Source organism: Sphingomonas glacialis (assembly GCF_014653575.1).
Classification (GTDB): domain Bacteria; phylum Pseudomonadota; class Alphaproteobacteria; order Sphingomonadales; family Sphingomonadaceae; genus Sphingomonas; species Sphingomonas glacialis.
In genome coordinates, this window is sequence record NZ_BNAQ01000001.1 from 40,306 (window position 1) to 55,881 (window position 15,576).

The 15,576-nt window shown below is 66.3% G+C and carries 9 protein-coding genes and 1 tRNA gene; 5 read left to right on the forward strand and 5 right to left on the reverse strand.

The annotated features are described in order from the left end of the window. The first annotated feature begins 260 nt into the window (after window positions 1-260). Complete coding sequence (locus IE187_RS00175) at window positions 261-3,668, forward strand: amidohydrolase family protein (RefSeq protein WP_189674623.1); 3,408 nt, start codon at window positions 261-263, stop codon at window positions 3,666-3,668. Window positions 3,669-3,949: 281 nt separating this feature from the next. Here the strand turns inward: IE187_RS00175 and IE187_RS00180 are convergent, their stop codons facing one another. Continuing rightward, window positions 3,950-5,044 carry an alpha/beta fold hydrolase gene (locus IE187_RS00180; protein ID WP_189674624.1) on the reverse strand — a complete coding sequence of 365 codons (1,095 nt, stop codon included), beginning with the start codon at window positions 5,042-5,044 and terminating at the stop codon, window positions 3,950-3,952. A gap of 108 nt (window positions 5,045-5,152) precedes the next feature. Between IE187_RS00180 and IE187_RS00185 the strand changes: the two genes are divergently transcribed. The 4 genes from IE187_RS00185 to IE187_RS00200 are packed head-to-tail and all read left to right on the forward strand — an operon-like array spanning window position 5,153 to window position 11,270. Continuing rightward, complete coding sequence (locus tag IE187_RS00185) at window positions 5,153-8,704, forward strand: hydantoinase B/oxoprolinase family protein (RefSeq protein ID WP_189674625.1); 3,552 nt, start codon at window positions 5,153-5,155, stop codon at window positions 8,702-8,704. After that, window positions 8,705-9,358 carry a DUF969 domain-containing protein gene (locus tag IE187_RS00190; protein WP_189674626.1) on the forward strand — a complete coding sequence of 218 codons (654 nt, stop codon included), beginning with the start codon at window positions 8,705-8,707 and terminating at the stop codon, window positions 9,356-9,358. Further along, on the forward strand, window positions 9,355-10,296 hold the full coding sequence (locus IE187_RS00195; RefSeq protein WP_189674627.1) for a DUF979 domain-containing protein: 942 nt from the start codon (window positions 9,355-9,357) through the stop codon (window positions 10,294-10,296). The genes IE187_RS00190 and IE187_RS00195 overlap by 4 nt, the downstream gene beginning before the upstream one ends. Beyond that, complete coding sequence (locus IE187_RS00200; RefSeq protein WP_189674628.1) at window positions 10,296-11,270, forward strand: DUF2891 domain-containing protein; 975 nt, start codon at window positions 10,296-10,298, stop codon at window positions 11,268-11,270. The genes IE187_RS00195 and IE187_RS00200 overlap by 1 nt, the downstream gene beginning before the upstream one ends. 387 nt (window positions 11,271-11,657) lie before the next feature. On the opposite strand, the gene IE187_RS00205 is transcribed toward IE187_RS00200, so the two are convergent. The 4 genes from IE187_RS00205 to mreD all read right to left on the reverse strand — a co-directional run bounded on the left by IE187_RS00205 (window position 11,658) and on the right by mreD (window position 15,569). After that, a tRNA-Lys gene (locus IE187_RS00205) sits at window positions 11,658-11,733 on the reverse strand. A 109-nt stretch (window positions 11,734-11,842) separates the two neighbouring features. Continuing rightward, window positions 11,843-12,961 carry a rod shape-determining protein RodA gene (gene rodA / locus IE187_RS00210; protein WP_133188014.1) on the reverse strand — a complete coding sequence of 373 codons (1,119 nt, stop codon included), beginning with the start codon at window positions 12,959-12,961 and terminating at the stop codon, window positions 11,843-11,845. Further along, window positions 12,958-14,982, reverse strand: a complete 2,025-nt coding sequence (gene mrdA / locus IE187_RS00215; RefSeq protein ID WP_426263913.1) for a penicillin-binding protein 2 — start codon at window positions 14,980-14,982, stop codon at window positions 12,958-12,960. Before mrdA ends, rodA begins: the two co-directional genes overlap by 4 nt. 77 nt (window positions 14,983-15,059) lie before the next feature. Next, on the reverse strand, window positions 15,060-15,569 hold the full coding sequence (mreD, locus tag IE187_RS00220) for a rod shape-determining protein MreD (protein WP_189674630.1): 510 nt from the start codon (window positions 15,567-15,569) through the stop codon (window positions 15,060-15,062). Between the last annotated feature and the right edge of the window lie 7 nt (window positions 15,570-15,576).

Sequence of the window (15,576 nt, forward strand, 5' to 3'; positions counted from 1 at the left end):
GAAGATCTGCTGGATCTTGCGGACACATCTTTGGGGAAGGCACGGATTTTTTTCGACGATGTTATATCTGCCGATTTAAAGCGCCGAAACCTCAGTCTTAACGCGCATTCGAGCGACTGTCGGCCTCTCAAGACGATCAGGCGGGTCAGAAGCAACCCTTTGATTGTTGACAGTCAAACGCCTGCGTGGGCCCTCGATCTTTCAGGGTGACCGCGGCTGCGGATTGGTTAAGCTGGGGCGTAACAGGAGATCCGCGAACCGTGAAGCACACCTATACCGCTATTGTCTCGTGCCTGTTCGCCACGCAGCTTTCGGCTCAGACCTCGCCGCCGCCAGTGAACAAGCCGGTCGAGCAGACCCAGGGGCCGGAGAACAAGGCGATCGCCCCGGTCCCGCAAAAGACCGGCACGTTGCCCCCGCCGCCCGTCGCGCCCACCGCGCCCGTGGCCGTCGCCACGCCGAAGAAACCGCCCGCCTGGAACGTCAACGCGCCGCGCGGTCTGAAAACGCGTGAAGTGCCGATCCGGGTCGATGAAGGCAGTTGGATGAACGTGGACGTCTCCCCCGACGGCCGCACACTCGCGTTCGACCTGCTCGGCGATATCTATACCATGCCGATCATCGGTGGCACGCCGACGCGCATCGCCGACGGGTTGGCGTTCGAGCACCAGCCGCGCTTCTCGCCCGACGGACGACGCATCGCCTTCACTTCGGATCGTGGGGGTGGCGACAATATCTGGGTGATGAACGCCGATGGCAGCGACAAGCGCCAAGTGACGAAGGAGGATTTTCGCCTCCTCAACCAGCCGAGCTGGAGCCCGGACGGGCGCTTTATCGTGGCGAAAAAGCATTTCACCACCGGGCGTTCGCTCGGCACCGGCGAGATCTGGCTGTATCACGTGTCTGGCGGCGGCGGCGTGCAGTTGGTCAAGCGCGCGAGCGAAGTGCTGCAAAAGGAATTGGGGGAGCCGATCTACGCCCGCGACGGCAAGAGCATTTATTACTCACGCAACGTCTCGCCCGGCCCGATCTTCCAATATGCGCAGAATTCGCGCACCGACCTGTTCGACATCGAGCGCTACGATATCGACACCGGCGAGGTTACCACGGCAGTTTCGGGCGTTGGCGGATCGGTGCGCCCGACGCCGAGCCGCGACGGCAAACGCATCGCGTTCGTGCGACGTGAGGACAACGTCACCAAATTATGGGTCAAGGATCTGGCAAGCGGCGTCGAGCGCGTGGTGTATGGCCCGCTCGATCGCGACGTGCAGGAAACCTGGGCCGTGACTGGGGTGTATCCCGAAATGGCCTGGACGCCGGGCGACCAGCAGATCGTGTTCTGGGCCGGCGGCAAACTGCGACGGGTCGCGGCGGACGGCAGCGGCGCAGCGGTGATCCCGTTCCGGATCGACGATACGCGCGTGATCGTCGATGCGGTGCATCCGCAGATCGAGGTGGCACCGGCGACGTTCACGACCAAGATGCCGCGCTGGGCGACCGTCTCGCCCGATGGCCGGACGGTGGTGTTCGAGACGCTCGGCAAGCTGTGGATCGAGCCCGCAGCCGGCGGCACCGCGAACCGGCTAACGCGCGGTGGCGACGAGTTGGAGCTGTTCCCGAGCTGGTCGCGGGACGGGCGGACGATCGTGTTCGTTGGCTGGAGCGATGCCGGGCTAGGCCAGGTCCGCGCAGTGGCGGCAGGCGGCGGAAACGCCCGCACCGTCACCACGGTTGCTGGCCATTATCGCCTCCCGCGCTTCTCGCCCGATGGCAAGACGATCGTGTTCGAACAGGGCGAGGGCGGCAATCTGACCGCGGCGCGCGGCGCCGCGGGCACTGGCGCGTACCGCGTTGCGGCGACCGGTGGTGCGCCGGTGCGCATCAGCAAGGATGCCGCCAGACCGCAGTTCGGCGCGACCAGCGACCGCGTGTTCCTCATCGTCACCGAAAAGGACAAGCACCAGCTGATCAGCGCCGGGCTCGACGGGCAGGACCGCCGCGTCCATGCCGAAGGCGAACTGGTCAACGATTATCAAGTCTCGCCTGCAGGCGATTACATTGCCTTCCGACAGAATTACGAAGCGTTCGTCATGCCGCTGATGCCGGGCAAGCAGGCGGTGGCTACCGACGGATCGGCCAAAGCTGGCCCGCTGCCGATCACCCGCGTGAGCGGAGACGGCGCAGACTTCATCAACTGGTCGAACGACGGCAAGGCGCTCCACTGGAGCGCCGGCCCGACGCTCTACACCGCGCAGACCGCCGCGCTCTTCCGCGACGCACCGGCAGGCGAGGATGCGCACAAGTTCGCCGCGCCGCGTATCGGCGTATCGCTGGCGATGCCTGTAACCGCCGCCAAGGCCACTGGCAGTGTTGCCCTCACCGGTGCCCGCGTCGTCACGATGGCGACGAAGGATGGCGGAATCATCGACGACGCCACGATCCTCATCCGGGGCGACCGCATCGTCGCGATCGGTCCGCGCGGCTCGGTGACGATCCCCGCGGGCACCAAGACGGTCGATGTCGCGGGGAAGACGATCATCCCGGGGCTCGTCGATGCGCATGCGCACGGGCCGCAGGGCGAGGACGAGCTGGTACCGCAGCAGAACTGGTCGGCGATGGCCAATCTCGCACTCGGCACGACGACGATCCACGATCCCTCGTCGCGCTCGGCCGAGATCTTCCCAGCTGCAGAAATGCAACAGGCCGGGATGCTGCTTGCCCCGCGGACCTTCTCGACCGGGGAGATCATCTACGGCGCGAAGGCCGCGGATGTCTATGCCCAGATCGACACCTACGAAGATGCGCTCGCCGTCGTCCGCCGCCTCAAGGCGCAGGGCGCGCACAGCGTGAAGAACTACAACCAGCCACGTCGCGAACAGCGCCAAATGGTCGTCGCCGCCGCGCAGGCCGAAAATATGGAGGTGGTGCCCGAGGGCGGCTCGCTGTTCACGCTGGACATGAGCCTGGTGCAGGACGGCAATTCCACGGTCGAGCACAACGTGCCTCTGGAGCATTTCTACGCCGACGTGGTCAGCCTGTGGTCGCAATCAACCGTCGGCTATACGCCCACCTTGGTCGTCGCCTATGGCGGCCCAGCGGGGGACCCGTATTGGCGCGCACATAGCGACGTGTGGCGGCATCCGCTGCTCCGCCGCCATGCGCCGCCTGCCTTGCTAGCCGCACAGAACGCCCGCCGCGAGATCGCGCCGGAAGAGGATTATGTCGATGGCGCCACTGCGCGCGAGGCAAAGAGGCTTGCTGACAGGGGCGTGCCGGTGGCGATCGGCGCGCACGGCCAGCAGCCGGGGCTGGGCGCGCATTGGGAACTGTGGAGCTTCGTGCGCGGCGGTTTCACGCCGGTCGAGGCCCTCCGTGCCGGTACGATCGAGTCGGCACGCTCGCTGGGTTACCAGAAGGATGTCGGCTCGCTGGAGGTCGGCAAGCTTGCCGATCTCGTCGTGCTCGATGCCGATCCCAGCGTCGACATCCGCAACAGCGACAAGGTCGCGCAGGTCATGCTCGGCGGCCGGTTGTACGACGCGGCGACGCTGAACGAGGTCGCCACCGGAACGCGCAAGCGGCTGCCATATTGGTGGGAAGGCGCGAATGGCGGCTTGGGTACGGGCGCGCGGATCACGGTCGGCCACGGCTACGGCGACTTGGATTGAGCGCGATGCGTTTGGCGGCGCTTTGGACGGAAAGCTGCTTTAGCTGCGTACATGTTGGCTATCAGCAAGACGGTGCACGCAATCGTTCGCAGCCTATTTTCCAAGTCGCAAGCCTGTGCATGAAAACTGAAGGTCGACCAGCAGCTGTCGCGGCAAAGCTGCCGGTCAAACTCAGCCGGACCGAGCCGACATCACATTGTGCATGAACGGCAGGTTTCGGGGGGGGGGGGGGGCAAGGGACGCCCGAACGGCGACTTCTGGGTCGTGATGATTTTGGCGCATTACTCGGTGCGCTGAAGCAGTTCGACCAGATCCTGCTTCCAGAAGCGCGCCGCGGTGTGTGTGCCGTGGCCGCGTGTTTCCGCGGTTTCCGGAATGAGCCGGAAGCGGGCGTCCTTCATCCGCGCGACCGCTTGCCGGGGATAATCGAGGTTGCGCGGGTTGATGAAATCGTCTGCGGAATTGATCCAGGTCGTCGGCACGGTGATCGCCTCCAGCCGAGGCCATGGTGCGTAGGTGCGCGACGCGTTGATCTGGTAGATCAAATCGTTGGCGTCGGTCGCAGCGATTGATGCCGCCACCCGTTCGCGTGCGAAGGCCTCGGCCGCTTGGCGATGCGGATATTGCGACTGGAAATAGAGCGGGGCCGCCCCCGCTACGAACAGCAGGCTCGCGGCAGTTCGCAAGCCCTGCGTCGGCGGCGCGCGATAGTCGCCGCCGGCCCAGGCCGGGTCCGCCTCGATCCCCTCCACCGCAAGTTCGCGCCACATGCGGTTCAACCCGGCGATCTCCACAGGCTCGCACGCGAGCGGCATCAGCGCGCGAACGTAATCGGGATGCGTCTCCCCCCATATCAGGCTGTGCATGCAACCCATCGACGTGCCCATGATGAGACGCATCCGCTGGATGCCCAGCGCATCGCGCAGCAGCCGATACTGCGCTTCGACCATATCGTCATAATCGTACTGGGGAAAACGCATGTGCAAGCCGTCCGACGGCTTGGACGATTTGCCGTGGCCGATGCCATCGGGCAGGATGATCCAGTAGCGCGCGATGTCGAGCGGCTGGCCGGGTCCGTAGAGCTCGTCGGCGAATTGCGGGCTGAGGAACTGGCGGCCGGTACCGCCGGTGCCGTAGAGCACCATCACCGCATTGTCGATTTCGCCCCGCGCGTTGCGGTGCGGTTGCCCGAGCGTGGTGTAGGTGATGCGGAGTTCGGGCAGGGTTTCCCCAGACTTGAAGCGGAAATTGCGAAAGGTGACCTGCGCCTCGCGCGCGGGCCACCTCGACGTCTGCGCGGCGGGCGCGGTCGCGGCGGCGAGCGGAGGGGTTTGCGGTGCGCTCGCCTGGGCGAGGAGGAGGAGCAGGGTCAGCATCGCGTCAGTTTGCGGTAAATCGGCCCATGCGCCAAGCGGCTTGGCTTAGCCGGTGCAATCAAAGGATCTCCCGCTTGATCCTTCACTGCGGAAATGAGAAACGGACTGATGGTGCCATGGCAGTTCTGGATTGATCGCGGCGGTACCTTTACCGACGTCGTAGCGCGCAAGCCCTGCGGAAAAATCGTCACCGCCAAACTGCTGTCCGAAGACCCCGAGCGTTATGCCGATGCGGCGGTTGAGGCGATCCGGCGCCTGACCGGGCGCGTGGACGTGCCGCTCGAACTGCGCATCGGCACGACCGTCGCGACCAATGCGCTGCTCGAGCGCAAGGGCGAGCCGACCGTCCTGGCGATCACGCGCGGCTTCGGCGATGCGCTGCTGATCGGACACCAGGAGCGGGCCGACATTTTTGCGCGCGACCTGGCGCGTCCCGTGCCGCTGTTCGCGCACGTCGTCGAGATCGACGAACGGATCGCAGCGGATGGCACGGTGGTGACCCCGCTCGACCGCGACGCGGCGGAGGCCGGTTTGCAGACGGCCTTTGCGGCGGGTTTCCGGTCGATCGCCATCGTCCTGATGCATGGCTATCGCTTCAGCGCGCATGAGGCGGCGCTGGCCGCGCTCGCGACGGCGATCGGCTTCACGCAAATTTCGGTCAGCCACCGCGTCGCGCCGCTGATCAAGCTGATCGGGCGCGGCGATACGACGTTGGTTGATGCCTATCTGTCGCCGGTGCTCGATCGCTACGTCGCGGGGCTGCACGCAGCGCTCGGCCGGAACGCGCTGTTCATGCAATCGTCGGGTGGCCTCGTCGATGGGGCACGCTTTCGCGGCAAGGATGCGATCCTGTCGGGGCCGGCAGGTGGCATCGTCGGGATGGCGGCGACCGCGCGCGCGGCCGGGTTCGACCGAATCATCGGGTTCGATATGGGCGGCACATCTACCGACGTGTCGCATTATGCCGGCAGCTACGAACGCGATACCGAGACGCTGATCGCGGGCGCTCGCATCCGCGCGCCGATGTTGCGCATCCATACCGTGGCAGCGGGCGGGGGCTCGATCTGCAGCTTCGACGGGCAGCGGCTGCGAGTGGGGCCGGACAGCGCCGGCTCGATGCCGGGGCCGGCCTGTTACCGCCGTGGCGGGCCGCTGACCGTCACCGACTGCAACGTGATGCTCGGCAAGGTGCGCCCCGAATTCTTCCCCGCGCTGTTCGGGGCGGAGGGCGACGAGCCGCTCGACCCGGCGGCAGTGGCGGCGCGTTTCGCCGAACTGCCGCTCGACGCCTATGCCGCCGCCGAAGGCTTCGTAGCGGTGGCCGTGGCGAACATGGCCAATGCGATCCGCAAAATCTCGGTCGCGCGCGGGCACGACGTCACTCGCTATACACTTGCCTGTTTCGGCGGCGCCGGCGGGCAGCATGCGTGTCTCGTCGCCGACGCGCTGGGGATGGATCAGGTGATGATCCACCCGCTCGCGGGCGTGCTGTCGGCGTATGGCATGGGGCTGGCCGATCGCCGCGTGCTGCGCGAGCGGACGCTGGGCGCGGGGATCGCGGACAGCGCGGCGATCGCCTCGGCCTTCGATATGCTGGTGGACGAGGCGCAGCAAGCGCTGGTGGCGCAGGGCGTCGCACCCGACGCCGTCGTGGTCGAGCGCCGAGTCCACCTCCGTCGCGGCCAGACCGAACATACGATCGAGCTCGATTTTGGGGACACGGCGACGATGATCGCCGGTTTCGACGGCGCACATGTCGCGCAATTCGGTTTTGCCAGCACGCAACCTTTGATCGTCGATCGTCTCGTCGCCGAAGCCGTCGCGAAGAGTCCGCCGGTCGAGACCATGCTGGTCGATCTGCCTGGTCATGCCGCCGCACCGCTGGCGATCGTGCCGGTGCATATGGCGGGAGCGTGGCACGATACGCCAGTTATGGCGCGCGAGGGCGTGCCCGCCGGCCATACGCTCGACGGGCCCGCCTTGATCATAGATCCGATGTCGACCACGGTCGTCGAACCCGGCTGGCGCGCGCGCGTGGACAATCTCGGAAACCTGCTGCTCGATCGGGTCACCGCCCGACGCGTCGCCAGCTTCGGCACGCAAAGCGACCCCACCCGCCTGGCGATCTTTGCCGGACTGTTCATGAGCATCGCCGAGGAGATGGGCGCCGCGCTGCAACGCTCCGCCGCGTCGGTCAACATCCGCGAGCGGCTCGATTTCTCGTGCGCTCTGTTCGACGCCGGGGGCAATCTCGTCGCGAACGCGCCGCATATCCCGGTGCATCTCGGTTCGATGGGCGAGAGCATCCGCACGATCATCGCCGCGCGCGGTGGCAATGCCGACGGACGCGGTATCCGCCGCGGAGACGCCTATGCGCTGAACGCGCCGTATCGCGGAGGCACGCACTTGCCCGACATCACCGTCATCATGCCGGTCTTCGCCGCAGGATCGTCGGGTGGAAGCGGTGCGCCGGACTGGTTCGTCGCCGCGCGCGGCCACCATGCCGATGTCGGCGGGATTACGCCTGGATCGATGCCGCCCGACAGTGTTTCGGTCGAGCAGGAAGGGGTGTTGCTCGACGATGTGCTGGTGGTGGACGAAGGGCATTTCTGCGAAGCCGAACTGCGCGCGTTGTTCGCTAGCGGCCGCTATCCGGCGCGCAACATCGACCAGAATATCGCCGATCTTGCAGCCCAGCTTGCCGCCTGCACGCGGGGCGCGGCTGGCTTAGCGCGGATCGCCGACGAATACGGCGCGGATGGTGTCAGCGCCTATATGGAGCATGTTCAGGCCAATGCCGATGCCGCGGCGCGCCGCCTGATCGCCCGGCTGGACGATGGCGCTTTCACCTATGCGATGGACGACGGTGCGGTCGTCAGGGTCGCCATCTGGATCGATCGCGCAAGCAGGACCATGACGATCGACTTCGCCGGGACCAGCGAGCAGCGTCCGAACAACTTCAACGCGCCGGTCTCTATCGTTCGCGCCGCTGTGCTATACGTCCTGCGCGTGCTGATCGACACCGAGGTGCCGCTCAACGATGGCTGCCTGCGCGGCGTGACGATCCGCGTGCCGGAAGGGTCGATGCTCAATCCGCGCTTCCCGGCGGCTGTGGTCGCAGGCAATGTCGAGACCAGCCAGGTCGTCACCGACGCGCTATTCGGGGCGCTGGGGGCAATGGCGGCGAGCCAGGGGACGATGAACAACTTCACCTTCGGCGACGCCACCTACCAATATTATGAGACGATCGCCGGAGGATCGGGGGCCGGCCCGGGCTATGACGGCACGGCGGTGATCCAGACGCACATGACCAACAGCCGCCTGACCGACCCCGAAATCTTCGAGACGCGCTTTCCGGTGCTGCTCGAAGCGTTCGCGATCCGCCCGGGTTCGGGCGGTGCAGGGGCGCATAAAGGCGGTGACGGGGGGCTGCGGCGCGTTCGGTTCCTGTCCGATATGACCGCCTGCATCCTCGCCAATCGCCGCCGCGTGCCGCCGTTCGGACTGCATGGCGGGTCGGCGGGCGCCGTGGGCGCTGCGCGCGTCGAGCGTAGCGACGGATCGATCGATCGCCTCGGATCGACGGCAAAGGTGGACATGCGGGCGGGAGACGTGTTCGTCATCGAAACGCCTGGCGGCGGCGGATTCGGAGGCGATTGAATGCTTGTTCTGGCCGGGATCGCGGTGATCGTCGCGGGCTTCCTGTTGCGCTTCAACCCGTTGCTGGTCGTGGCGGTCTCGGCACTGGTCACCGGCCTTGCCGCGGGAATCGCTCCGCTCGCGATCCTCGCTGCGTTCGGCAAGGCGTTCAACGCCAACCGCTTCGTCAGCGCGATTTATATCGTCTTGCCCGTCATCGGCCTGCTCGAACGCCATGGCCTGCAGGAGCGCGCGCGCGGCGTGATCGCGGCATTGCGGGGCGCGACGGTCGGGCGGTTGCTGATCGGCTATCTCCTGTTCCGGCAGATCACGTCCGCGCTTGGCCTGACCTCGATCGCCGGACCGGCGCAGAGCGTACGCCCGCTGGTCGCGCCGATGGCCGAGGCGGCGGCGGAGCGGCAAGGCGTCGCGCCGGGCGGCGACGCGATCCCCGCGCTGGCCGCCGCGACCGACAATATCGGACTGTTCTTCGGCGAGGATATCTTCATTGCAATTGGATCGATCTTGCTGATGAAGGGGGTGCTGGAGGGCTATGGCATCGTCATCCAGCCGCTGCATCTATCGCTCTGGGCGATCCCGACGGCGGTCGCGGCGCTGATGATCCATGGGGGCCGCCTGTGGTGGCTCGACCGCCGCCTGGCGCGTGGCACATGATCGGCACGAATTTCATCTACACCCTTGCCGGGCTGATGTTCGCGATGTTCGCATGGCTAAGCGCGACCGATCGCAGCAATCCTAAGCGCTTCGGCAGCGCCTGTTTCTACGCCTTGCTTGCGGTCAGCTTCACAATCGGTGACCGGATCGGCGATATCGGGAATGGTGTCCTCGTCCTTGGTCTCGTCGCAATCGCGGGCACTGGAGCGATGGGACGCGGCGCGCGCGGCACCACCGGCGCGGTCGAGCGACAGGCGGACGCGACCACGCGCGGCAATCGGCTGTTCCTGCCCGCTCTGGTCATTCCCGCGACGGCTATGCTGGGCACCCTTGCCTTCAAGGCCATGCCCGCGCTGGTCGATCCCAAGCAAATCACGCTGGTGGCCCTCACGTGCGGCGTCCTGCTCGCGCTGGCCATCGGCTACGCCTGGTTCCGGCCGAGCCCCGCCACGCCGTTTGCCGAGGGGTTGCGGCTGATGGACGGCGTCGGCTGGGCGGCGGTGCTGCCGCAAATGCTGGCGAGCCTCGGCGCGGTGTTCGCGCTCGCCGGTGTTGGGCACGTCGTCGGCGGTATTGCCGGCGCAGCGATCCCCGAGGGCAGCTTGATCGGCGCGGTGCTCGTCTACGCGCTTGGCATGGCGGCCTTCACGATGGTGATGGGCAATGCCTTCGCGGCCTTTCCGGTGATGTTCGCGGCGGTCGCGATGCCGCTGCTGATCGGCCGCCATCACGGCGACCCGGCAGTCATCGCGGCGATCGGCATGCTCGCCGGGTTTTGCGGCACGCTGATGACGCCGATGGCGGCGAACTTCAATCTTGTGCCCGCCGCCCTGCTCGACCTGAAGGACAAGGGCGCGGTGATCCGCGCGCAGGTGCCGACCGCGCTGCCGCTCTTGGCGGTCAATATCGTGTTGCTCTACTGGCTGGGATTTCGCTGATGCTCGATGCTGCCACCGCCGAGCGGTTCGCCACGCTGACGTTTGGCCATTTGACGCGCGAATGGCCCTACAAGCTTGATCAGGTCCTCAACGGCCCGGCCGATCTCGCGCTCCCCGCGACGCTGCACCCGATCTTCCATGGGAGCTTCGATTGGCACAGTTGCGTCCATGGCTGGTGGCAAGTGATGCGGCTCGCCCGCCTATTCCCTACGATGGACCAGGCAGCCGCGATCGAAGCGTTGGCGGATCGGATGCTGGTGCCGAACCGCGTGGCCGGCGAGGTCGCCTATCTCGATCGACCGATGACCGGCGGGTTCGAACGCCCGTACGGCTGGGGGTGGCTGCTGGCGTTGCATGACGAGCTCGCGTTGCGCCCCGATCGGCCATGGGCCGCGGCGCTGGAGCCGCTTGCGCGGGCCTTCGCCGCGCGCTTTGCCGCCTATTTGCCCAAGCTCTTGTATCCCGTGCGTAGCGGCAAGCATGACAGTACGGCCTTCGCGCTGATCCACGCGTTGCGGTGGGCGCGAACGCATGACGCGGCCCTTGTCGGGGTGATCGAGGAGCGATCAAGACTTTGGTTCGGTGCGGACCGCGCGGCGCACCCATGGGAGCCGAGCGGCGAGGACTTCCTGTCCGCGACTTTGTGTGAAGCGGTCTTGATGCAGGACGTGCTCGGCGCGGATTTTCTGGCGTGGCTCGGCGCCTTCCTGCCGCATCCCTACGGCGCACCGACCGCTTGCTTGCGCACGCCGGCCGTCGTCACCGATCGCAGCGACGGTCGCCTCGCCCATCTCGACGGCCTGAACCTCGCGCGGGCTTGGTGCTGGCAGCGCCTCGCCGACGATCTGCCCGAGCCAACGTCGGCCCGCCTGATCGCCCACGCACACCTCCAAGCCGCGCTGCCCCATCTCGCGGACGATTATATGGGTGAGCATTGGCTAGCGACGTTCGCGCTTCTTGCGCTGACTGACTGACTGACGCAACGGTTTGATCGACGACGCTATGCGCAAACCGGTAAACCGAAACGGCGGTAAACCCGCGGTTTGCGCTGCTTGGGAGCGGTTTGCCGGAGATCAGCTTTATCCAGCCGAAAATGTAGCGTAATCGTGCTAAACTAATATGCGCTGGATGACCGACTATCTTGTGGTCCGACGCCCCTAGTATATCGCTCCAAACTCCCGATCTGAACGAATGGCCGGTTTCGGGGAGCGCTGACGCGGCGCGGGACGTCCGCCATTGGGTCCGATTGGTCTTCAGCCACCGCAATCGCAACCGACTGACCTGCACACCTAAATGTTACCCGTGGCGTTACCCCGCAAGGTAAAACAACTCCACCCGATCACTCTAACGTTATGAAGGTATGGTGGACGCACTTGGGCTCGAACCAAGGACCCGCTGATTAAGAGTCAGCTGCTCTACCAACTGAGCTATGCGTCCATATCGCGGCGATCTGCGAGGCGCTTGGTGGCGCGACCGCTGCGGGAGGCGGTCGATTAGCAGCGTCGCCGCGCGATGCAAACCCTTTTTGTGCAGAGCGGCAAAAAAACTACCAGCGCACCGGCGAACGGCGGTTGGTCCGGTCGATCGACATCAGAATCCCGAGGCACAGCATGAAGGTCATCTGGCTCGATCCGCCGTTGCTGATCAGCGGCAGCGGCACGCCGACCACCGGCGCCATCCCCATCACCATCGCCATGTTGATCGAAACATAATAGAAGATCGTCGCGGCAAGCCCGGCCGCAGTCAGCTTGGCGAAGCGCGATTGCGCCTGCATCGCGGTCGACAGACCCCATTGCACGATCACGAGGAACGCGATGATCAGCAGCACGCCGCCGACCAGCCCCCATTCCTCCATCATCGTCGCGAGCGCGAAATCGGTATGCCCCTCGGGCAGGTAATCGAGATGGCTTTGCGTACCGTTGAGAAAGCCCTTGCCGAAGATCCCGCCCGATCCGATCGCGATCTTCGACTGGCTGATATGGTAGCCGATCCCGAGCGGATCGCTTTCGGGGTCGAGAAACACCAGGATGCGGTTGCGCTGATAGCCGTGCAGCACGAAATTGACCGCGAGCGGAACCGCCGCGCCGAGCGCGAGCGCGCCGCCGATGAACAGGCGGAGCGGCACGCCGGCGAGGAACATCACGGTGATGCCGCCGATCATGATCATCAATGCGGTGCCGAGGTCGGGTTGCTTCATCACCAGCGCCGCAGGAACCAGGATCAGCAGCGCCGCCGGCCAGATCGCGCCGAAGCGCCGCGTCTCGTTGGGCGGCAGCAGATCGTAGAATTTGGCGCAGGTCAGCACGATGCACGGCTTCATCAGCTCGGACGGCTGGAGCCGGAAGCCGATCCCGAGATCGAGCCAGCGCTGTCCGCCGCCGCGGATCGCACCGACGAGTTCGACGAGCACGAGCATCACGCACAGCGCGCCATAAGCAGGGAGCGCGGCATTGCTCCACACCCGCTCAGGGATCCGCGACAGCACGATCGCGCCGCTGAGGAAGACGAAGAAGCGGATGCCTTGCGACAGCGCCCAGGGGCGAATGCTGCCGCCCGCCGCCGAATAGAGCACGAGCGAATCGAAACAGCCGATCGCGAGGACGAGCAGCAGAATCTTCCACGGCAATTGCGCGAGCGGGGCAGGGACGAAACTCAGACCGCTCATGGGACATCCCGCTCGGTGGTGCCGTCCTCGGCGACGGTGTTGCCGTGCGCGGCGGTGTTGGCGAGCTCTTCTGCGGTCGCGACGTCGGCCGCCGCGGCGGCTTGCACCGCGGGCGCGTCGGTCGGGGCGCTCGCACCGAATTCGGTCTGCGCGCCGACCGCGAGCGGCGGCGCGTTGGCGGCGGCGCGGTAGGCCGCGGTCTCGGCCGCCATGCGCGTGCGGATGTCGCCACCCCAAGTCGCCTCGCCCTCGATCAGCGACGCCATCGCGCGGTCGCGATCGAACAGATATGTCATGATGTCGCGTGCGATCGCGGGCGTATCGAGATTGCGCACGGTATGGCCGCCATGTTCGAGCACGACGGCGATCGCGTAGCGCGGCTTGTCGTGCGGCGCGAAGCCCTGGAACAGCGCGTGATCGCGCATCTTGAAGGGAAGTTGGCCATTCTTGAGCACGCCGCCCGCGCGCTCGGCCATGGTGATCCGGCGGACCTGCGCGGTCCCCGTCTTGCCCGCAAGCGCGACGCCCGGGATGAGCATCCGCGCCGCGCCGCCGGTCCCGCCGCCATTGACCACGCCCCACATCGCCTGGTGGATCGTATCGAGATGCTCGGGCGCGAACGGCAGGGCAGGGGCGCCGTGACGGACATCCGCCGCCAGGATGCTCGGCTGGAGCGCGCGACCCGAGGCGAGCCGCGACGCCATCACCGCGAGCTGGAGCGGATTGGAGAGCACATAGCCCTGGCCGATCGACGCATTGAGCGAATCGGCGACGGTCCATTGCTGCTTATAGCGGCGCAGCTTCCACGCCGTATCGGGGACGGTGCCATAGCGCTGGCTGTTGAACGGCAGCTCGAACTTCTGCCCGAGCCCGAGCGACCGCGCGACCGGGGCGACATGATCGTAGCCGAGCCGCCGGATCATCTCGTAGAAATAGATGTCGCAGCTCTGCATGATCGCATTCTTGAGATCGAGCGCGCCGTGCCCGCTCTTCTTGTGGCAATGGAACACGCCCGTGCCGACGCGCAGCGCGCCCGAGCAGACGACGCGGTCCGACGCCGGCACGCCCGCACCGAGCAGCGCGAGCCCGTTCATCGGCTTGACGGTCGAGCCTGGCGGGTAGAGCCCCTGCAGCACCTTGTTCATCAAGGGCACATGGTCGTTTTCCGACAGCATCTTCCATTCGAGATGGCTGATCCCGTCGGAGAAATTGTTGGGATCATAGGCTGGCATCGACACCATCGCGAGCATCTCGCCCGTGAGGCAGTCGATCACCACCACCGAGCCCGACTGCGTGCCGAGCCGGCGTGCGGCATAGTCCTGCAGCCCGGCATCGATCGTCAGGCGCGCGTTCGCGCCGGGCTGATCGGGCCTGGTGGCGAGCTCTGCGACGAGCTTGCCGCGCGCAGTGACCTCGACACGCTTCTGCCCGGCGACGCCGCGCAGCTGCTTCTCGAGCGTCTTTTCGAGGCCGTCCTTGCCGAGCTTGAAGCCCGGCGTGACCATCAGTTGGTCGTGCGTCTGCTTATATTGTTCGGCCGAAGCCGCGCCGACATAGCCTGTCAGATGCGCGACCGCCGCGCCTGCGGGATAGCTGCGCGAGAAGCCGCGCGTCGGGGCGACGCCGGGCAGCTCGGGCAACCGCACGCTGACCGCGGCAAAGCGCTCCCAGTCGAGATTTTCGGCGACCTGGACGGGCTGGAACCCGGCGGCATGTTCGAGATCGGCGACGAGCCTATCCATTTCCTCGGGCGGCAGCTTGAGCAGGTCGCGCAGCAGCGCGAGGACATGGTCCTTGTTCTCGAGCCGGTCGGGGATGATGTCGACGCGGAAATCGGTGCGGTTGTTGGCGATCGGCGCGCCGTGGCGATCGACGATCCAGCCGCGGCGCGGCGGCACCAGCGTCATGTTGACGCGGTTGCTCTCCGACTTGAGCGTATATTGCTCGTTCTCGACCACCGCGAGCCACGTCATCCGCCCGGCGAGCGCAAGGCCGAACACGCCCTGCGCCGCGCCGAGCATCACGGTGCGCCGCGAGAAGCTGTAGCTTTGCGCCGCCTCGGTCGCGACGCGGCCGCTCGGGCGAAAGGCGCCGCCGCTCACATCTCCTCCTCGTCGTCGCCGAGCAGCGTGCACAGCCGGACCACCAGCGGGAACAACAGGATCGACACCGCGATCTGCAGCATCAGCCCGGTATCGACATGCGCGCCGATCGGCGATGCGACCAGACGCCCGAGGAGCAGGCAGAAGGCGATCGCGCCCGCCGCGATCAGCCAGTCCTGCCAAAAATCGCGATAGACGATGCGCTGGTCGATCAGGTCGATCATGAACAGGCACAACGTCCAGAACAGCATCGCGTTGCCGAGCGGTTGCCCGCTGAGCAGATCATCGAAGAAACCGAGCGGCAGCGGCGCCCAGATGCGCAGGCTCTCGGGTTTCGTGAGCCGCCAACCGAGCAGCATCAACAAGCCGAATGGCGGCAGCACCGGGAAACTTGCGACCATCGGCCACAGCGTCAGCGCCGATCCGATCGCGACGGTGATCGCGGGCACGAACCGGCGGAAGCTCTGGTCGGGGACCTCGTCGAAGGGGCCGCGGGCTTGCCTCATCGCGCGC